Source organism: Williamsia sp. Y853 (assembly GCF_056786495.1).
In genome coordinates, this window is sequence record NZ_JBXCJC010000002.1 from 906,886 (window position 1) to 926,001 (window position 19,116).

The 19,116-nt window shown below is 61.5% G+C and carries 18 protein-coding genes, 2 rRNA genes and 1 pseudogene; 3 read left to right on the forward strand and 18 right to left on the reverse strand.

What is annotated here, in order from left to right; translation table 11 throughout:
- From AC1TPF_RS16070 to AC1TPF_RS16080, 3 genes are all read right to left on the reverse strand, one after another.
- The gene (locus AC1TPF_RS16070; protein WP_482144684.1) at positions 1–321 is read right to left on the reverse strand and encodes a WXG100 family type VII secretion target; all 321 of its coding nucleotides are present in this window, start codon (positions 319–321) and stop codon (positions 1–3) included.
- A 215-nt stretch (positions 322–536) separates the two neighbouring features.
- Positions 537–3,425, reverse strand: a complete 2,889-nt coding sequence (locus tag AC1TPF_RS16075; RefSeq protein WP_482144685.1) for an outer membrane protein assembly factor BamB family protein — start codon at positions 3,423–3,425, stop codon at positions 537–539.
- A 20-nt stretch (positions 3,426–3,445) separates the two neighbouring features.
- On the reverse strand, positions 3,446–4,429 hold the full coding sequence (locus AC1TPF_RS16080; RefSeq protein ID WP_482144686.1) for a hypothetical protein: 984 nt from the start codon (positions 4,427–4,429) through the stop codon (positions 3,446–3,448).
- A gap of 703 nt (positions 4,430–5,132) precedes the next feature.
- Between AC1TPF_RS16080 and AC1TPF_RS16085 the strand changes: the two genes are divergently transcribed.
- A complete protein-coding gene (locus AC1TPF_RS16085) occupies positions 5,133–6,281 on the forward strand; it encodes a cutinase family protein (protein ID WP_482144687.1) in 1,149 nt (382 codons plus the stop codon).
- A gap of 191 nt (positions 6,282–6,472) precedes the next feature.
- Here AC1TPF_RS16085 and AC1TPF_RS16090 read toward each other — a convergent pair.
- Positions 6,473–6,702: pseudogene (locus AC1TPF_RS16090) on the reverse strand (integrase core domain-containing protein); the annotation flags it as partial.
- Between the two features lie 82 nt (positions 6,703–6,784).
- Here AC1TPF_RS16090 and AC1TPF_RS16095 point away from each other — a divergent pair.
- Positions 6,785–7,929, forward strand: a protein-coding gene (locus tag AC1TPF_RS16095; protein ID WP_482144688.1) for an IS3 family transposase whose coding sequence is annotated in 2 segments (ribosomal slippage) — positions 6,785–7,052 and positions 7,052–7,929 — 1,146 coding nt in all. Because the reading frame shifts where the segments join, the coding sequence is not laid out codon by codon here.
- 1 nt (position 7,930) lies between these two features.
- On the opposite strand, the gene AC1TPF_RS16100 is transcribed toward AC1TPF_RS16095, so the two are convergent.
- The 9 genes from AC1TPF_RS16100 to AC1TPF_RS16140 all read right to left on the reverse strand — a co-directional run bounded on the left by AC1TPF_RS16100 (position 7,931) and on the right by AC1TPF_RS16140 (position 14,348).
- The gene (locus AC1TPF_RS16100; RefSeq protein ID WP_482144689.1) at positions 7,931–8,239 is read right to left on the reverse strand and encodes a DDE-type integrase/transposase/recombinase; all 309 of its coding nucleotides are present in this window, start codon (positions 8,237–8,239) and stop codon (positions 7,931–7,933) included.
- Between the two features lie 21 nt (positions 8,240–8,260).
- On the reverse strand, positions 8,261–8,437 hold the full coding sequence (locus AC1TPF_RS16105) for an IS3 family transposase (protein ID WP_482144732.1): 177 nt from the start codon (positions 8,435–8,437) through the stop codon (positions 8,261–8,263).
- Between the two features lie 162 nt (positions 8,438–8,599).
- Entirely contained in the window at positions 8,600–8,779 is a 180-nt protein-coding gene (locus AC1TPF_RS16110) for a hypothetical protein (protein ID WP_482144690.1), read from the reverse strand.
- Positions 8,780–9,180: 401 nt separating this feature from the next.
- On the reverse strand, positions 9,181–9,681 hold the full coding sequence (locus AC1TPF_RS16115) for a hypothetical protein (protein ID WP_482144691.1): 501 nt from the start codon (positions 9,679–9,681) through the stop codon (positions 9,181–9,183).
- Between the two features lie 354 nt (positions 9,682–10,035).
- Positions 10,036–11,370: a TY-Chap domain-containing protein gene (locus AC1TPF_RS16120; RefSeq protein WP_482144692.1), complete on the reverse strand. Its 1,335-nt coding sequence runs from the start codon at positions 11,368–11,370 to the stop codon at positions 10,036–10,038.
- Between the two features lie 52 nt (positions 11,371–11,422).
- A complete protein-coding gene (locus AC1TPF_RS16125) occupies positions 11,423–12,859 on the reverse strand; it encodes a cytochrome P450 (RefSeq protein ID WP_482144693.1) in 1,437 nt (478 codons plus the stop codon).
- Positions 12,856–13,665 carry an SDR family oxidoreductase gene (locus AC1TPF_RS16130; RefSeq protein WP_482144694.1) on the reverse strand — a complete coding sequence of 270 codons (810 nt, stop codon included), beginning with the start codon at positions 13,663–13,665 and terminating at the stop codon, positions 12,856–12,858. The genes AC1TPF_RS16125 and AC1TPF_RS16130 overlap by 4 nt, the downstream gene beginning before the upstream one ends.
- On the reverse strand, positions 13,662–14,174 hold the full coding sequence (locus AC1TPF_RS16135) for a hypothetical protein (RefSeq protein ID WP_482144695.1): 513 nt from the start codon (positions 14,172–14,174) through the stop codon (positions 13,662–13,664). Before AC1TPF_RS16135 ends, AC1TPF_RS16130 begins: the two co-directional genes overlap by 4 nt.
- 39 nt (positions 14,175–14,213) lie before the next feature.
- Entirely contained in the window at positions 14,214–14,348 is a 135-nt protein-coding gene (locus AC1TPF_RS16140; RefSeq protein ID WP_482144696.1) for a hypothetical protein, read from the reverse strand.
- A 109-nt stretch (positions 14,349–14,457) separates the two neighbouring features.
- Between AC1TPF_RS16140 and AC1TPF_RS16145 the strand changes: the two genes are divergently transcribed.
- A complete protein-coding gene (locus tag AC1TPF_RS16145) occupies positions 14,458–15,123 on the forward strand; it encodes a TetR/AcrR family transcriptional regulator (protein ID WP_482144697.1) in 666 nt (221 codons plus the stop codon).
- An 8-nt stretch (positions 15,124–15,131) separates the two neighbouring features.
- Here AC1TPF_RS16145 and AC1TPF_RS16150 read toward each other — a convergent pair whose 3' ends face one another.
- From AC1TPF_RS16150 to AC1TPF_RS16170, 5 genes are all read right to left on the reverse strand, one after another.
- Complete coding sequence (locus AC1TPF_RS16150) at positions 15,132–16,910, reverse strand: AMP-dependent synthetase/ligase (RefSeq protein WP_482144733.1); 1,779 nt, start codon at positions 16,908–16,910, stop codon at positions 15,132–15,134.
- Positions 16,903–17,373 carry a MarR family winged helix-turn-helix transcriptional regulator gene (locus tag AC1TPF_RS16155; RefSeq protein WP_482144698.1) on the reverse strand — a complete coding sequence of 157 codons (471 nt, stop codon included), beginning with the start codon at positions 17,371–17,373 and terminating at the stop codon, positions 16,903–16,905. The genes AC1TPF_RS16150 and AC1TPF_RS16155 overlap by 8 nt, the downstream gene beginning before the upstream one ends.
- 73 nt (positions 17,374–17,446) lie before the next feature.
- Complete coding sequence (locus AC1TPF_RS16160) at positions 17,447–18,634, reverse strand: ATP-grasp domain-containing protein (protein WP_482144699.1); 1,188 nt, start codon at positions 18,632–18,634, stop codon at positions 17,447–17,449.
- Between the two features lie 136 nt (positions 18,635–18,770).
- Positions 18,771–18,887 (reverse strand): 5S ribosomal RNA (gene rrf / locus AC1TPF_RS16165).
- A gap of 114 nt (positions 18,888–19,001) precedes the next feature.
- Positions 19,002–19,116: ribosomal RNA gene (locus tag AC1TPF_RS16170) — 23S ribosomal RNA — on the reverse strand; the annotation flags it as partial.

The following is a 19,116-nucleotide window of genomic DNA, read 5'->3' on the forward strand; positions in this document are numbered from 1 at the left end:
CTACAGATCCAACGGGGTCTTACGAATTGTCGACAACTTTTCAGCGCTCCGCTGTTCGCGGCCCACGAACTCTGTGTTGGCGCCCGCCAAACCATTTGCGTGTTCTTCGATGCGCTTGGTCAAATCCCCGGTAGTTTTACGCCACCGGTCCAAGACAACTGAGAGCGCATCTCCGGACCTTCCGGTCCACCCAGATTCGATGGATTCCCCGAGCCGTGCATGCCCCGTCTTAAACAATTCCTCGCTATCCGCATGCCACGTCGCTAGCTTCGCAGCAGTCCTGAGCATGACCTCAGGATCCACACCAAACCGAGACCCCATTCAGCACCCCCCAGCGCAGACCAGAACCTATGTGTTTCTGGTTTATCCGTCGAAGGATACCTTGCCCACGGCTGCGCACCAAGATCTGGTCGTTGAAAGCCCGGCAGCTGTCAAGGCGTGTCCCCGGTCGATGAGTCCACGAAGTTTTCGAGTCTTTGTTGCCCCGATTTGGGGTTTGGCAGAACGATGGACATCATGGCTGGAGGGAGACGCGGTTAGCGCCGGTACATCGTTGTCCCCTCGGATCCGCGGGTATTACTGATCAACTTTGCGAAACACTGATTGGGTGCAAGAGCTTTCGCGTCGCACCACGCGTTAGCACTGATGGCATCCGGGACATTTGGTTGCGCGACGGTGATCCACCAGCCCCGCAGATCGAAGGTCCGCCATTCGTCCGAATACACCAGCCGCACCTCGGGATAGCGTGACCGCAAGGCAAGGTGTTGGCGCAGGATCTCCTCCGGTGTCCACGCCACCATGGTCGTGTCGTCGATGTCGACCGCCGTCATCGGCGGCGTCCGCACCTGCTTCGCCGAGATCTGCGCCAACCACCGCTCGGCCAGATCCCGTTGCACCAGCGGCAGATCCGCGTTGGCCTGGGCCCGCAGCGCATCCAGAGCGTTCTGCGCCGTGTTAATGGTGCCGACCCCGGCCGGCGTCTGCGCACCGGGCAGCGGACTCGCCGAGCTCCCTGTAGACGGCGACATCTCCGTGCCCTGCGCCACGGTGTCCGAACCCTCTGTGGTGCATTCCACGGTCTGCGCACCACCGGACGCCGACGTGCTTGAACCGCCGCCGCCCTCAAGTGATGCCGGCAGCCGCCAGAACGTCCCGGGCGGGAAGACAAAGTCCCGAGACACCGACCCGCTGTCCCGTGGCAACGCCAGCACGGATGAACCGCCGAGGTTGAACTGCGCGGATGCGATGTGACTGCTCTGATCACGAATGGTGATGCGGTACCCCGAGTTCGACACGATGTCACCACCAGGACAGGTCGCGGTGAACTTCAGGCGCACCAGCAAGGCCCCGTCAACGGCACGGAACGTCTCCGGCACCACCGTCGGCTCACTCCCGCACTTGGTGACCGCCCCGCCCGACTGCTGCTGTTGCGTCGCCTCCGCGGGTGCTTCGGAATCGTAAAGTACTGCCGGCCCACCATTCCCGGTGAATCCGACCATCGCCTCCGACCCGACCGCGACCAGATGTTCGCCGACGGCAAATAGTTTCGGATAGTAGCCAAGGTCGCCCGCCTCGACCTCCCATGCCACTGTGCCGGTCGCGAGATCGTAAGCAGTCACGGTGCCGTAGTCGTCGATGGCCAACACGCGTTGACCATCGGTGGTCAGCGTGCCCGGCGGTACCTCGTCATCGATCCGCCACAGCAGCGCGCCGGTACGCGCATCGGCCGCCAGCAGTCCGCCACGCGGCCAGGTGTTCGCCAGCACCACCGACCCGACCACGGCCCGTATGTCGGCGTGAAGTCCGTCGGTCGGCGGTGCGCCCTCGGGGAAGTCCCACACCTCGCGACCATCCAGTGAATCGATGACCGAACCTCCGGTGAACGCGAGATCCACGCCGGATACCGGCACATACGGCGAGGGACGGTCGACGTACGTGCCTGCCGTGTACTGCAGGTTGCCCGCCGCGTCGTACACCTTCGCCGGATTGTCGACGGAAACGAACAGGTCGCCTACCAGATTTCCGTAGGTGCGGGGATCCGGATTGAGCGCATCCCCGGATTCGTTGTACGCCAACGCCCATCCCCCAGTGGCGCTGTGATCGCGGAACATGACCACCGTGTCCGAGACCGTCAGTTCCGTTCGGGTACCGCCGCTGATCGGTACATCCCTCACCCAGAACGCTTCTGGATCATCCAACGTCCCGAGCGACACGGTGGCGATGTCGCCCTCGCGGCTTGCATAGGCGTACTTGCTACCGAACTTCTGCATCACCGCGTAGGCACTGTGCGGTACATCCCGCACCACCTCACCGGTGTCAGCGGACAACAACACCAACCCGCCCTCGCTGATGCAGGCAATCGTCTGATCATCGAAAACATCCGAACAGTGAAGGTCGCCTCGGGTGTCCTGGATCCAGGCCACCTCACCGGTCGCGGGGTCGATGGCGATCAGTCCCCCGGCGATCCCCGTGATCGCATATTTCTCCGACTTCAGGTAGCCGGTGGACTCCTCACCCCCAATCGGATAGTTCGGCCGCTGGAATGTTCGGGACGAGCCGTAGGTGTCACCGGTGACGGCAAAGGTTCGTGTCGGCGCCTCCGGGTACGCGGCCTGCAGCACCTCAACCGGCAACGCGTCCGTCGTGGCTGAATTGTCGTCGTTGCGGGTGACCAGTACAACGACCACCGTCGCGACAGCAATCACCACAACCATCGCCGCTGCCAGCGCACTCCACAGGAGTCCTCGTCCGGTGCGTCGCGGCGGCAGATCTCCTGGTGGCGGGCCGTATATCGGGTACGGCTGTGGAAAGGGCGGGGCCATCACCCCTTGCGGTCCGGGCGGTCCCGACGTCCACGACGGCACCTGGGCGGGCGGCACCGCAGCCGGGCCCGGCTGCATCGGCACCGATTGCGGGACCGGCACCGACTGCTGCGGCGGCGGTGGCGGCGCGGACCGCTCTTGGCGGGCTCGCAGAGACTCGGTGGGCGGCTGAGGTGCAGGCGCTGCGACCGGCGGTGCCGATGGTGGTGACGCGACGGGCGCTGGCTGAGGAGCCGGCTCGGCAGCGTCTGCGGTGGGCAGGCGCGGGTCCGCAGCAGGGCTCACCGGTGGAGATGACGCCACCGGCGGTGGCCCGGGCGCCGGCACCGGTGGCTGCGGCATCCGCGGCTCGCCGTCTGCCGCCCCGCCCAGCGTCGACGCGGTGAGTCGAAGGTGTCCCGCCGTCGTGCGCGCATCGGCAGATGGGTCCATACCGGTGGCCACACACACCGCGTACACAACCGCCAGAATGAAAAGTGCACTGCCGAACAGCCATCCGAACGGCAAGAAGAAGGAAATCAGTGCCGCCACCGCGATCGCGGCGCCACTGACGATCGCGCGCATCGTGAGATCTGAGCGGGCTTCGCCGCTGCCTGGGTCCATCGGAAAGTTCATCATCCCGCCTAACAGAGTGCAGCGATATGCATAGTGGCCGAATCGAACTCGGACGCGGTGACCGTGTCACCGATATCGTCGATACTGTCGGCATCATCCTCGACGCCGCTGTCGTCATAGGAATCAGCCCGGTCCTGTAGGTCCGCCAACTCCTCGCCAAGATTTTGTTTGTCTATGAAGTCCACAATGTTGTCGCTGCCGCTGTACCCGAATCCGTCCTTGGCCTCGTAATACGCAGAGCACAGTTCCGGTTTGCTGGTCGGCGCGAAAATACCTATCGCCGAACAACTTCCCACCGCAAGGGCCATCACGAACAACACCGCAGCGAGCGCCGGGATGGCCGGTAGCCGTCCCACCGCCGATCCTGCTGCCATCGGTCCGACCGCGGGGATGATCGGCGCGCCCGCACCAGGCCGGGCCGGTGCTCGTTGCGGAGGCGTTTCTTCTGCGGCCGGTAGCGGGGTTTGCGTGTCGACCGTGATCGGGTCGGTGGTGACGTGAAGCATCGGGTCGAGTGCGCCCAGGGCGCCGAATACGTCCTGGAGCAGCGCGCGATGGATGTCCATGTCATCGGACGGGTCGTCGGACCAACGCAGATAGTGCAATTCGCCGCAGGTTCCGGGCCACCCCGCAGTGAACTCCACTTCCAGCTCGTACGGGGTGACCAGATGGTTCCCGACTCCGATGCGGACACGGTCGGACTGCCGCGCCAGATAGTACGGCGCAATTCGCTGATGTCCGGGTTCATCGCTGACGCCCGGCAGCTGCGCCAATACCTCGGCGACGCGGGTCGGGGTCGCCAAGAGCTGAAAACGCTGATGTGTCCGAAAGGTGCGCATCGCGTCGGACGTCATCGCCACGCCGAAGATCTTCGCGAACGGCCACATCAACGCGCGCACCAACAGATCGCTCGCACCATCGACGAGTCGCTCCCAGAGCCAATACCCACCGATCGCTGCGATGATGACAAGCACGACGAGTAACCACTCCACAAAAGGCTCCCCTCACACCACGCTGCAACGACCTGACCACTGCAATGGTGCGGGGTGTGCACCCGGTACGCAGTCGGTCTTGCCCGAATAGGTACGAACGCATGAAGGGGCTCAACGTGTTCGACTATCGACCGAAAAAAGGCGGCTACCGCCTAGCAGCACCTCTCACAAATCGTGTGGCGAACACATCATTCCGACGATCCGTTCAGGTGCCTACGAGACCACAACCACGAACAGGAAAGCTCCGCAAAGCGGCTAGAGAAACCGGCAACCGCTACAGTAAACACGCTCGCTGGTATGGACTTTCACCGAGCACAATCAGGCAAGTTCACTGCGCCTCGTCATCGCGATGGTTGCGATGCCGTGGCGAAGTTGCGGGTCGTCATGCTCGAGTAATCCTGGTTGGTCAGAGTTTCCTTTCTCCATAGTTGTTGTCCCTCTCCATGTTTGATTCGTTCAACTCACCGAACCGTTACCGGCTAGCGAGGTGGCGGCAACGGGCCTGCGGGCTGCTTCTTGAAGAACGGACGAGCAAAGTGTTGAAGTCTTTCGGAGCCAGATCCGATGCCACCTATTTGAACAGCAGCGCCATCTCGTGAATCCTGCTAACCGTTCACACGAACATATGAACCTTGCTCCAGGGTTTGGCCAACCTAATCCACGCTGCATACGCTTTGTCCGACTTCAAGCTGAGGAGCTGTGTATGAGCAAATGGTGGAAACGTTCGGCCGCTGTGATTTCGGCAGCCGTTCTGATTGTTGGTCTCGGGGGCCTGGCTTCTCAGCCGCTGGCTCAGGCAGCGCCGGCGTGCGGAGACTATGTCTGGATTGGCGCTGCAGGTTCGGGCGAGCGGGATGGTGTCAAGAAGAACCAGAACAATGGTATGGGGAATTACATAAATACCTCGTACCTTGATTTCAAAGCGATTGCCAGTACACGTGGAAAAGCTGTCAATCATCGAGCACTCGATTACCGAGCCATGGCTGTACCTAGCGCTACAGATGGCGCTGCTTGGACCGACTATGCGGTCAGTGCGATACAAGGTGTCGACAAACTAAAGACTCTCATCGCGGACGTAAGTCGCGAGTGTGCCAGCTCCCAGCTAATTCTTGCCGGGTACTCACAGGGTGCGGGGGTCGTGCATCGGGCCCTTCAGCAGATGCCGAATATCCAGAGGCTCGCTGGAGGATTACTCTTAGCTGATCCTGACCGCCTGACCTACGATTCCGTCGTAGCAGCTGGCACTGGAGCCATCCCTGTCGCCGGAGCGATCGCGGGGCAGGGTATTGCGCAGGCTGTGCCGGCAGTTTCGTTTGCAAGGTCCACAAAGCTCGCCCAAAGCGTGGGATCAAAGGTCATTTCGTACTGCCAGATTCAGGACCCCGTTTGCAGCTACAACCCCGGCGCTTTCATCCTGCAAGGGCTGACAATTGGGAGCCATACTAGCTACAATCCGGAATGGTGGAAGTTGCAGCTCGCAGACAAAATTCTGCCACCCGTCGCGAGTAGTGTGGCTAGCCCGTTTGTCGGCACTTGGATCGGTGATGTGACGGAGCAAATGGGTGGCGGCGGGGTCAATCTTTATGGGGCGATCGCTGATCTACACGTGTCAGGAAGCGGAATCGGCGGAACACTGTCATTCGTGCGTACGCAGGGGGCGGACGGAACGCCGGGATACTGCACGTTCCTTATCGAGAGGTCAACCATCAATGGGAATGCTCTTGATGTCAAAGACAGGAAAATTCGCGACACAGGTGGAACCTGCGGCGGCACTCAAGCTTCCTTCACCCGACAAGGGCCGAACCTGCTCTTTAATGCTAGAGGCCAGGGGACGTTGTACCGCATAAGGTAATCAGTATTCAGGCGGGTGGGTGCGTTTCTCCACCCGCCCGCCTGAAGATCAAGAGACGCGCACTTCTTCGCTATACACTCCGTTATTCAGTTGTTTCACTAGCTATTCGGCACTCCACTTCAGCTCGCGCTGCGTCCCTTAACTGGCAGATGTCCTCGAGGTGAATTACCCCCGGCAAGTCCGGAGACTTTCTAGTTTGAGAACTCCGCGATCGGCTGAGTTCTGTGTTCACAGTAGTGGAGCGCTTCGAGTTCGGCCGAAGGGATATCCCCCAGTACTCGTACAACGTGCGGTGGTTGAACCAGTCCGCCCACTCCAACGTTGCGATTTCCACATGCTCGACGGTTCGCCACGGCCCCCGCGGCTTGATCAATTCAGTCTTGTAGAGGCCGTTGATCGTCTCGGCCAGGGCATTATCGTAGTGGCGTGTTCCCAATAGATGAGTCCACGAAGTTTTAGAGTCTCTGTTGCCCCGACCTGGGGTTGGAAGGACGATAGACATCATGGCTGGACGGAAACGGCACTCCGCGGAGCAGATCGTGCGCAAGTTGCGCCAAGGCGACGAGCTCGAGGCGGCCGGAAAGACCTCTGAGGAGATCGCTGCCGAGCTCGAGGTGTCGGTGGCAACGTTGTTCAACTGGCGCCGCCAGTACGGCGGTATGGACACCGACGCTGCCAAGGAGCTCAAAGAGCTCCGCGAGCAAAACAGCAGACTCAAACGCCTCCTCGCCGACGCCGAGCTCGAGAAGGACGCCCTGCGAGAGGTGGCCAAGGGAAAATTCTGAGCCCGGCCGCCAAACGCCGCGCCGTCGACATGCTCGTCACCACGATGGGCATGTCGAAACGATTGGCGTGCAAAGCGGTTGGGCTTGCCCGTTCGACCTACGGTCGAACCCCGATAGCCCAAACCCCCGCCGACCCCGATGCCGAACTGCGGTCATGGTTGCGGGACTACGCCACCAAACATCCAGTTCACGGGTTCCGGCGGGCCTGGGCGGCATTGCGGTACGACGAGCATCGGGATGTGAACAAGAAGAAGGTCCACCGCCTCTGGAAGGAAGAAGGCCTGCAGGTCCGGATCCACCATCCACGTAAACGGGCCGGCCAGTCGTCGGTCCCGTTCGTTGATGCTGATGCGCCGAAGGTGGTGTGGGCAATGGACTTTCAGTTCGACTCCACCATCGACGGCAAGGCCATCAAGATCGCCTCGATGATCGACGAACACACCCGACTATCGGTGCTCAACATTGTCGAGCGCTCGATCACCAGCGATCGGCTGGTCGCCGAGCTGGGCAAAGCGTTCGCACTGTGGGGCGGGCCGCCACATGTGCTGCGCATGGACAACGGCACGGAGTTCATTTCCCATGCACTGCAACAGTTCTGCGACAAGAAGGTAGGCATCTCCTACATCCCGCCCGGGACACCCTGGAACAACGGGCACATCGAATCATTCAACAACCGACTCAGGAAGGAATGCCTCAACCGCAACCACTGGACCAACCTGCTCGAGGCCCGCGTGGTGATCGGGGACTTCAAAGACGATCACAACCATCGACACCGGCATTCATCGCTGGGCTACATGACGCCGACCGAGTATGCTGCCCAATGCACCCACCAGCATCATCCCGTGGAGTGCGAGATCGACTGAATCAATCACCCGTGGCTCTACAACCACGTGGCCCGACTATCGGGGACCTGCCAGTAGCTCTCGCCAATCGTACCGATCGAGGCATCAATGCCAAGTTGGTGATCCCCTCACAGCGCTGCGTCCAGATCGCATGCTCGATCGCGTCGAGAACCAGTGGTGTGGTCACCCTTGTCGAGGTCCCCCGACCGATGATCCGACGAGAATACGCATCGATCACGAACGCCACATACGCCCATCCAGACGTCAAAACGTATGTAAAGTCGTCTACCCACAACAGATTTGGGACCACTGGATTGAACTTGCGTTGCACCAGATCATCCGCATGCTGCCCCTACGGGTCGGTGATCGTCGTGCGTTTCTTCTTGCCGCGCCGCGCACCCTCAAGACCCGGGATGCTCATCAGTCGTTCGACTGCGCAGCGGGCCACCTCAGTACTCTCACGTCTCAGTTGTAGCCACACTTTCCGCGCCCCGTACACCGAGTAGTTCTCTCCGTGAACACGACTGATCTCGACTTGAGGTACTCATCGCGCGCTGCCCGTTTCGATGCTGCGCGGGCTCGAACGTCGCAGTAGGTAGACGGCGCAATCGGGCAACCATGCTCGGTGAGCACCCGTGCAGATCGGCACGACGGGAGTACTCCTGCGTGTTCCTCTCGATGTAGTCGATGATCACCTGTCGTTGCGGTCGAGCTCCGCCACGAAGAAAACCGACGCCGATTTCAGAATCTCGTCGGCGCGCGCGAGTTCTCGATTCTCCGCGGGCAACTTACGCATCTCCGCCGCTATCTCGCTCGTCACTCCCGAGCGCTGGCCAGACTCGTTCTGCGCCTCGCGGATCCAGTTGCGCAAAGTCTGATCCGATCCAATGCCGAGCCTGTGGATACCTCTTTTGCAATCCTGACGACATGACTCCATCCTTCCCAAAGAACGAAGCCTCCGGACACACCCGGTGATTCAGACGAACAGGTCGTGCGCAATCATGTCCAAGTACTAGTCGCCTGACAATTCGGGGTAAGAGTCAAGCTGAATGGCGACCTTAGTGAGCACGGAGTGACCGGCGAGATCGGCACCGAGCGGAGCCGCGACCCACAGACCGGAATCATAAAGATGATCGGGCACAGGAGACCGAAAACACGAAACCCGAGCACGAGACCGCTGATGGCCCGTGCAACTTCGCATCATCGCTGCATTCACACCTTAACCTCTGCTGACCTATGAGTTTCCGCCGACCGTTGCCGGGACCGACCACGCTAACTGTCAGCAACCGTCCACGCGATCTTCGTCTTTCCATTGATGCAATCGGGGAAGGTCACGACACCTCGATACCTGCCGTCGATACGATCGGCGCCCCGGTAGCCTGACTCACTCCCGGGTTGCGTGTTGTACGTCTTCTCGCAGACGATTTGAGTGTTCCCGCACGACGTACCGACGTTGTATGTCGGTTCCAGTGATGCCAGCTCGAAGTACTGTCCGACGTAGGCGCGCCACTCGGCGGTGGGGACTAAGAACTCCAAACCCGAGCAGGCGCCCTGCAATGAGAAATCTCGATCATCCACGCTGACATCTGATGCGCTCGAAGGAATCTCGATTGCTAGCCGTTTGGACATGTCGGCGGCCTGATCACCGCCCGGACGGACCAACCACCACAGCGCCGCGACAAGTACGAGGATGACGCATGTCAACAACAGCCCGAACTTGCTCCAATACCATCGCCAAGCGGCACCCAGCACGGCCATGACTTGGCCATTCACTGTGGATACCTGAAACCAAACGTGTCCGAGGTTCCCACGACGTTGAAGTTCTGAGCCCATCCCGCACGGTGGAGAGCATTCAGCGCCGAATACTGGTAGGTGTCCGTAGCCTCCTGCCGAAACGACATGACCGATTCTGGATCAACACGCATCATGCCCCCCGGCAAACGAAGCTTCCTAGTCCCGAAAACCGATCGTAGTCGAGGCGCGCACTAACGGCCCATTCAGCGGGCCCGACGGGCCAAAGGAAGCCGCGATTGAATGATTGCCCAGACGCTGGCAAGCGTGCGCATAGTGTTCCGCATCTTCGCAACTGACACCCGAACATGCGTCGGATACCGCTGCGAGCAGCCATTAATCCCGACGCCAGCGCCCGCTCTCCCGCTCGCCGTTGTATTGCGCAGCAAGGGTTATCGAATCAATCAAGACCGGCAGGAATTGTTCGATGACCTCGCGCTCGCGGCGAAATCCCGCAACAGCTTCTGGTCCTCCCCCTTGTGAGCGAGAAGCCAGTTCCACCAGGTGCTGTCGTTCTATCTGGTCGGAACAAATACGCGCGTACCGGCGCAGCATCGGCGTGTTGCCTCGGCACCCGCGCGCGATCTCGTCGGGTGTCAGGCCCGACCGATCGCCGCGGGAGTACCGGTCGACCATGTCGATCAACCGCTCCGGAACCCCGTCGAACAGGGAGCATTCAAAGTCGTCCCACGGCTCGGGTTGGAGTTGCTCGATGATGTCGATTGCGCCGTCGCGGCAGAACTCTTGCCAGGCAGCCACTGCCGCAATCAGATTGACCGAGTGAAAGACTGCCGCATCCATGGCGCGCACCGCGAACACGTGCCCTTTGGTGACCACAATCGAGACATCAGGCCATCGCGACGAGTGTTCGGCAATCACCGCACCGAGTAGTTCCATCTCCGGGATCTGATGGGACAACACCGTGCAGAACTCAAGCCGCAGTGCCTGCGGCGAGACCAGCATATTCGTATGTAGGCCAACATCGGTGCTGAATCCAATGACGTTCTGTTCGAGCTGAACCCGGTCACCGAAGCGGGCCGTCAGAATCTTGTGAGCCATCTCGCGCAGATGTGCCGTGTCACGTGGAATAGTCCCGAGGGCTGGTGAAGCTTCACTGGCATCGCCGATCGTCCGCGCCGATTGCTCAGTGGGCTGAGGCGGTTGAGGCCGGGATCCAGTCGGGTTGCCGACGATGACGAAGAGAGGATGCTCTACCTCGAACTCATCACGCAGCAACCGTACGACAGCCTCCAAGAGCTTGTCGAGATCGCGTTTGCTGGCCTCGTTGATGTATGCGCCACTGCGCAACTGTCGCCAGCCAAGTCTGACCACGGCGTCACACAGAGCCAGCAACGCCGAAAAGCTGTCAGCATCAGCGAAGTTCGCACGAGGCATCCCGTCGATCGCGCACCTCACACGACCCGACCCGGTCACTGTGAACTTCAACAACGGCTGGTAGCCAGGAGGTTGGTCAGTACGCCCCACCTCGACGACCTCCTCGCGTCGAAGCGGCCGGAGTTGTGCACCCAGCCGCCTGCCTAGTGCGCTCCAATCGGCTTCTACGCTGCTCTCGGTACCGAGGTTGTCGCCGCAGCCATCGTCGTCATCGAAGTCGTCATACCTACCGAAACCTGATCGTGCCATGGTGCCCTCCCCAGCGCCGTTGGTCATCGGTGATGACCTCGAGGCACACGGTAGAACGCACCTACGACAACGCCGGGTGCTAGCCGCGGCGCCGTCGAAGCCGCACCGGCAATCCATCGGCCGGTGTCGGGCCGGTCCCCCAGGTCATCAGCGGGGTGTAGGACGCGGGCACCGACCATTCGAAGTCCAGGAGCATACGGTGCAGGATGGCTTTGACGGTCGAACCGGCGAAATACATTCCGATGCACTTGTGTGCCCCGGCGCCGAAGGGCGACCACGCGTAGCGATGCATCTGCTCGAGGACGGCTGGATCGTCAAAGCGACTGGGGTCGAACTCATCTGGCCGATCCCACCAGGTATCCAGACGCATCGAGGTGTGCACGCTCAATGCGATCTCGGTGCCGGCCGGAATGAAGTAGTCCAGAATGCTGGTGTCTGCGGTGGCCTGCCGGAACAGAGTTCCCGCCGGCGCATACATTCGCAGCGACTCTTTGAAGGCCGCGTCGAGCAGTGGCGCAGAGTTGAGGTCGTCCATCGACGCCTCATCCGGGAGCGACTGCACTTCTTCGCGTAGTCGCCTCTGCAGAAGCTGGTCCTTGCCGAGGTGATACATCATCATCGACAGCGCGATGGTGCTGGTGTCGTGGGCCGCCATCAGCAGGAAGATCATGTGGTTGGTGATGTCTTCGTCGGTGAAGGTACTTCCCTCGTCGGTCTGCGACTGGCACAGCACGGTGAACAGATCGTCGCCGGCACTGTCGCGTCGCCCTGGTATCGCGGTGCGAAAATAGTTCTCCAGATACCGTCGGCCGCGCAGTCCGCGGGCCCACCGTCCAGGCACACCATCACGTCGGATCAGGGCCTGCCCTCCCACAACGGCATGATCGAAGGCACGCGAGAGCTTGCGGGCCGTTGCGCCATCGGGTGATTCGCCGATGAACACCTCACTCGCCAACTCCAGCAGCAGCTCTTTCGTCCTGTCATACAACGGAACCCTGTCTCCAACAGTCCATGTGGACAACGTTTCTGAGACCAGCGGGCGGGTCAGCGCGAGATATCCGTCGAGTCGCGGCCAGGTGAAGGCCTGCTGCATGATTCGACGGTGATAGAGGTGCTCGTCGAAGTCGAGAAGCATCAGTCCCCGGTGAAAGAACGGCCCAATGATGGGTTGCCAGCCGATTTCGCTCGAGAAGACCTTCTTCTTGTCCAGCCACACTTCCTGCAGGGCATCTGGACCCGTCACGGTGACCATCTTGAAACCGAGTGCACCGGTCCAGGACACCGGACGGAATTCGCGATAGCGTTGGCGCGCGAATCCCAAAGGCTCTGCGACGCTTTCGAACACGTGTCCCAGCACCGGAACTCCGTAGTTGCCCATCACCGGCCGTAGTCCGGAACCCGCCGAAGGAACCTCAAGTGGTTGCACCGCAGACGGATACAGCGACGCCACCCGCGCCGCGACCTGCTGGAACGTGTCGGTCATCGTCGCTCTCGACGGCACCAGCGACGTCGTCATGGCGTCTGTGTCCTTTCCAGGTAGGCCTGGCGCTTCACCGAATCGAAAGCTCCGGGTTCACGGCCACCGACCAGACGTTTGGCGCTCAACAGTATTCTTTCCGGAATCCCTTGCTCCACAACGCCCATGGGCGCCAGCCAGCGGGGGACGGTCACCTCGGCGCGGGCGTGCGTGGCACTGGACACGATCGCGTCGGCGACGTCTTCTGGTTCGAGCGTCGGCTGAAGTCGCAGGGTCACCCCGGAAGTGAGATCAGTGTGGGTTGCTGCCGGCATCACCGTGGTGACGGTGACCCCGGTGCCCACCAACTCGGCGCGGAGGGCGCGTGAGAGCGCAACGACGCCGAACTTCGACGCACAGTAGGTTGCCATGCCGGGCGTCGAGACCTTGCCGGCCATCGATGAGACGTTGACGACGTGTCCCCGACCGTGTGCGATCATGCGGGGCAGCACCAGGTGGGTGCCGGTGACCACCGCACCGAGATTGATCGCCAGTTCTCGGTGCAGCGCATCCAGATCGTGGTCGGCGAAGCGCCCCATCAGCTGGATGCCGGCGTTGTTGACCAGCATGTCGATCTCACCGCCGTCGGCAGCGGCATCCAGGTACTCCCGGAAACTCGTTACGTCAGTGACGTCGAGATGGTGTGCGCGGACGCCCAATTCATCGGCGGTGGCCTGCGCGGCATCGAGGTCGAGGTCGCCGATCGTCACAATGGCGCCCTGGGCCGCCAGAGCTGCAGTGGTCGCGCGGCCGATTCCGCGGGCACCGCCGGTGACGCACACCCGGGCGCCGGCCAGTGAGATCACAGCGGACTGCCGATCGGTTCCCGCAACGCGAAGTGCGCGATGAGACGGATTTCCCCATCCGGCATGGTCAGCAGCGCTCGTCCCAGATAGACGCCAGGGACCACTTCCACAATTTCGTCGCGGGTCCGTTTGATGGGGAAGATTCGGACACCGGGATTCTTGTATTCGGGCACTCCGTAGTCGAGCGCGCGGACCATCACCTTCGGTTCGATGGCTGCTCGCTCGATCGAATGCCGAAAGTCGAAGCCCTCCATTTCATTTCCGACCCGCCGCATACCTCCGTACCCGAAGGCCACCACCGGCATCGCCAACCGGGCGATCAACGCCAGCCGGTTGAATCCGGTGCCGGCATTCTGGTCGAACGTCTTGCCCCGCCACGTCGGATCGATGCGCATCAACGGGTTGGCCAGATGCGCTTCCGGGATTCCGAACAGCTTGCCGACGATGAGGCCTTCCATCTTTCCGTCCGGCCCCTGCGGCGGGTGTCCTTCGGCAAACAACTCCCCCAACGCTTTTCGATCATTCCGGTCGCCGAGTTCTTTGATGTACTACCAGGCAACACCCCGCGCGATCGTCGGTTGCGCGCGCGCCAATTCGCGCATTTCCATGACCATGGACCGAACCGACGACAGGTCCTCCTGCCCGGTGGGTGCTTCATCGATTTTCTGCACTTCGGTGGTCATACGATCCTCCAGTTGACGTGCAATCGCGCAACTCGACCTTCTGGTACAAAACGGTACCAGTCTGAGACCGTGAGGGGTACGGAATCGTGGAGATGGAAGACTGAACCCCGTGACGAATGTCGGCGAGCGCAGTTACGCGGGTGCGACCACGTCCGCGCGCGTGGCGAAGCGACGATCCCGTCTCCTGGATGTGGCCCTGAGCGCCATGGCGGAAAACCGCTGGCGGTCGACGACGGTCGCCAGCCTCTGCGCCGAAGCGCAATTGAACAAGCGGTACTTCTACGAGAGCTTCGCCGACCTCGATCAGGTGGCCGATGCAACCATCGATGAGGTTGCGTCCGAAGTCGGCACCGCCGCCATCAACAGCTATCTCTCGACAGTGGGATCATCGCTCGAGGTACAGGCCCGAGCCGCCGTGGAAGTTGTCGTCGATGTACTGGGCGCGGACCGGCGAAAGGCGCTGGTTCTCCTCGGCGGCGTCCCGACGACGGTGGACAAAGAGGGCAAACGCAGCGCTGCCATCGCCGGCTTGACCATGGTGCTGACCGAGCACGCCCGACACGTCCACGACGTGGAACTCGAGCGCGACTCCTTGGCTGCGACCTGTCCGGCGTTTGTGATCGGCGGTACCGCTCAAACCATCCTGTCGTGGGTGAACGGCGACTTAGAGGTGAGCCGCGAGCAGCTGATCGACGACATCACGGGTCTCTGGCTACTGCTGGGCCAAGGCGCCGCAGACCTCGCGCGATCGAGGATCAACAAGAACTCGCACTGACCCACCACTCAGCGATACAGCGCGTCGATGTCCTCGGCGTACCGGTCGGAGACCACGTTCCGTTTGATCTTCAACGTGGCGGTGAGTTCGCCATCCTCTTCGGTCAGGTCCCGCACGAGGATCGTGAACTTCTTGACGGCCTCCGAATGAGAGACCGTTGAGTTCGCGTCATCGACCGCAAGCTGCAGCGCCGCAAGCAGTTCCGGGTCCTCCCGGAGATCTTCCGCCGTAGCGCCGTCAGCCTTGCCGTTCTCGGCACCCCAGTGCCCCAGCACCTCCGGGTCCACCGTCAGCAACGCGCCGATGAACGGTCGACCGTCACCAACCACCACGGCCTGCGAGATCAATGGATGAGAGCGCATCCGATCCTCGAGCGGACCCGGTGAGACGTTCTTGCCGCCCGCGGTCACGAGCAGGTCTTTCTTGCGGCCGGTGATGGTCAGATAGCCATCGTCGTCGAGAGCGCCGAGGTCACCGGTGCGGAACCAGCCGTCGTCGAATGCGTCGGCGGTGGCTTGTTCGTTGTGCCAGTAGCCGTCGAAGATCACGCCGCCGGTCAGCTCGATCTCGCTATCCTCGGCGATGCGGACACTGTTACCACCCATCGGTTGTCCGACACTGCCGATGCGTTGTGCGCCTGGCACATTCACGCAGTGCGCTGCCGTCGACTCGGTCAGTCCGTAGCCTTCGTAAATCGGCACGCCAACGCCCCGGAAGAAGTGGCCCAGACGCGGCATCAGTGCGCCGCCGCCCGAGATTGCAAACCAGCAATCGCCGCCGAGCGCCGCCTTGAGTTTGGAGTACACCAGTCGATCTGACACCTGGTGCTTCACCCGGAGCAGCAGGGACGGCTTGCCGGTATCGAGCGCCTCGCTGTAGCGAACGGCAGTCTTCTCGGCGAAATCGAAGATCGCTTTCTTGGGCGCACCGCCCTTGGCCGCGGACTGGGCGGCAGAGTCTCGGACCTTCTCGAACACCCGCGGCACACCGAGAATGGTGTGCGGCTTGAACCGCGAGAACTGTCCGACGATGGTGCTGAAGTCCGACCAGTGCGCCTGCGTCCCGCCGGCCTCGAACATCGCCAATGACACCGCACGGGCCAGTACATGTGCGAGCGGCAGGAACGTCAGCATCCGATTGCCGGGCTTGGCGACCGTGCCGATGCTGGCGGTGAGGATGCCGCGGACCTCGGACAGGAAGTTTCGGTGTGTGAGCCGGCAGCCTTTCGGGCGGCCGGTGGTACCGGAGGTGTACACCAGCGACGCCAGGTCATCGGCCCGGATCTGCGCGATCCGGTCCTGGACGCTGCTGTCACTCTGCTCGCGGCCGGAGGTGACCAGTGCGTCAACGGCACCGTCATCGATGGCCAGTGCGTCGACGCCGACGTTCGCGAACGCCGCTGTGTGTACTGCAGATTCCCCGATCGCCAGCACCGCACCGGAATCCTCGACGATCCACCGAATCTGATCCAGCGAGGAGGAGTCATAGATCGGGACCGACACCGCCCCGGCGGCCCAGATGGCGAAGTCGAAGAGGCTCCACTCGAAGCGGGTGGCAGACAGCAACGCCACCCGGTCCCCCGGCTGCACGCCGCGCTGGATGAGTCCCTTCGCGACGCCTGTCACCAGCTCGGCGAAATCGGTGGCGGTGACATCGCGCCAGGTGTCACCGTCCGGGCGGGAGAATAGGACCAGATCCGGTGTCTGCTCGGCGTGGCGGTAAACCGACCGCACGAGGGCGTCGTTGTCGGCGATGGTGAAGTTTGCCTTGGCCTTGTACTCACGCACAGTGGTCATCTCCGGGGGTCTCAGTACCCGTGCGGACGGGCGTGGTTTTGGAACGGAAGTGGTGGAGCATGGTTGCGAACTCAGCGACGTCGCCCGTCGACCAGTCCTCAACGCGGGCTTGAACCTGCGCAAATCGCTGACGATCCGCGATCGCGAGAACATCGCCGCCCAGCTCAGTGAGCGTGAGCGGGTGTCCCTGGCGTAGTGGACCAGGTTCCACGAGGATCCACCCGGAGTCGACGCATTGCCTGAGTTGGCGCGACACCGTCGAGCGGTGAACCTCGAACGCGTCCGAGATGTCAGTGGCACGGCAACCGGGGTGACGCGAGACGTACGACAGAACCGAGTGCTGCGCAAACGTGGCCGATCCCTCGGCAGGACGTTCGCCCGTCATCACCTCACGGACCAGGTGCACCAACTCCTCGTGCACCTTCGACACTGCCCCACTTCTATCGTGTTGCATTACGCAACTATAACGCTGCGGGCGTATGGGTCCGCCGCCGCCCGCCATACACCCATCAGCGCCTGACACCGACTCAACGAATCGCAGAACCGTTCCACAAGACATCAAAGAACTGAGCTGCCATCAGTTCTTCCTTCTTGTTCCGGCTGAGTCCCAATGCCTTGCGGTATTTCAGGACATGCTGCAACGACAGCGCTGAATACAGGAGCGGGAGGTGATCATGCGGCTGCTCGTAAACTCCACCCGCGCCCCTGGCGGCAGCGAGATCGGAACGCGCACGGGTCGGATGTTTCAGCGCGTCGCGCAACACCGCAGATTTGATCGCCTTCTTACGCCCAGGCGGAACCACAACCGGCCGGTCGGGCCGAGGCCCAAATAACGCAGCATCGAACTCCTCAGCCGTTGCGACTGTGCAGCCGGCCGTCGGACGCGGATTGCACTCGACCATATGGTGCACACCATCATCGGTCATCAGGTAGTCGAAACTGATCTGGCCATGCCAATCCAGTTCTCGCGCAACGGTTTGCGCGGCGTCCAAGGACTCCGGTGAATCCACCGATTCGTACACGATGCCGCCGCGGTCGTCGATGGTGAGCGCATGCTCGTAGCACGAATGCAGTACGACCTCACCGTGCTGAACCACGCTCCAGCTGCAACGGTCGACACCACGCAGATACTCCTGCACCAACCATGGGTCTTCAGGTGTGGGAATGATGTCGTCGAGCGATCCTTCCCCTGCCAACGGGCCGGAGTTGGTGATGACGTCCAGCCCACCGCGCCCAAAGGCCGCGCGAGCGAACCAGTGCTCCCAGTGCGTCACGGCCTCGCGGAGCTCATCGTTCGACGTTGCAACAATCGAAGTGGCCACCGGAAGGTCCAACCCCTCGCACATCGCACTGAAACTCACCTTGTCGTGGACCTTCGCAAGCGTCTCGAAAGATGGGAAAAACAGTTCGGCGCGCCCTTCGAAACGGTCACGGTACGCGGCGAGGTAGAACACCTCCTCGAACATCGGCAGCAGCCAGTTGATCTGATGCTTGTCGATGAGAGCGTCGACCGCGTCGATGAACGCGGCGGTTTCCTGCGCCGGCGCAGGCACCTGCACGTGCCGTGCGGCGCCACGCGAATGACTTCCAGGTGAGGCCCTGAAGGTGTCGGCTGCTGTGACGTCACGGCCGGCCATCCCTAGCTTATGGATTTCGTCGACTGCGAACGGCATGCGCGACGTGGTCACCAGCAGCCGAGGCTCAGGGGTGCTCATGTCCTCGGATACTACGCACCGAAGGCCGTGAAGGTGTCCGAGATCGACAACCTTGACCGACTCCGTCTTGGAGATAGCAAAATACCCTGCATTCGGAACCAATAAAGGTTCTGAATACAGGGTATTCGCAAATTGTGTTCGGCGGTGTCCTACTCTCCCACACTTATTAAGGTGCAGTACCATCGGCGCTGGTAGGCTTAGCTTCCGGGTTCGGAATGGGACCGGGCGTTTCCCTACCGCTATAGCCGCCGTAACAATGTGAAACCATCACACAAACTAATCATCAAACGATTAGTGCTGATCATTTGTTTGTTTGTGTGTTGTTTCAGATATTGCACAGTGGATGCGTGACTTCTTAGTCATGTTTTGGTTGTAAGTCCTCGGCCGATTAGTACCAGTCACCTACACCCGTTACCGGGCTTCCAGTTCTGGCCTATCTACCCCATGGTCTGTAGGGGGCCTTAACCACGCAAAGGTGGTGA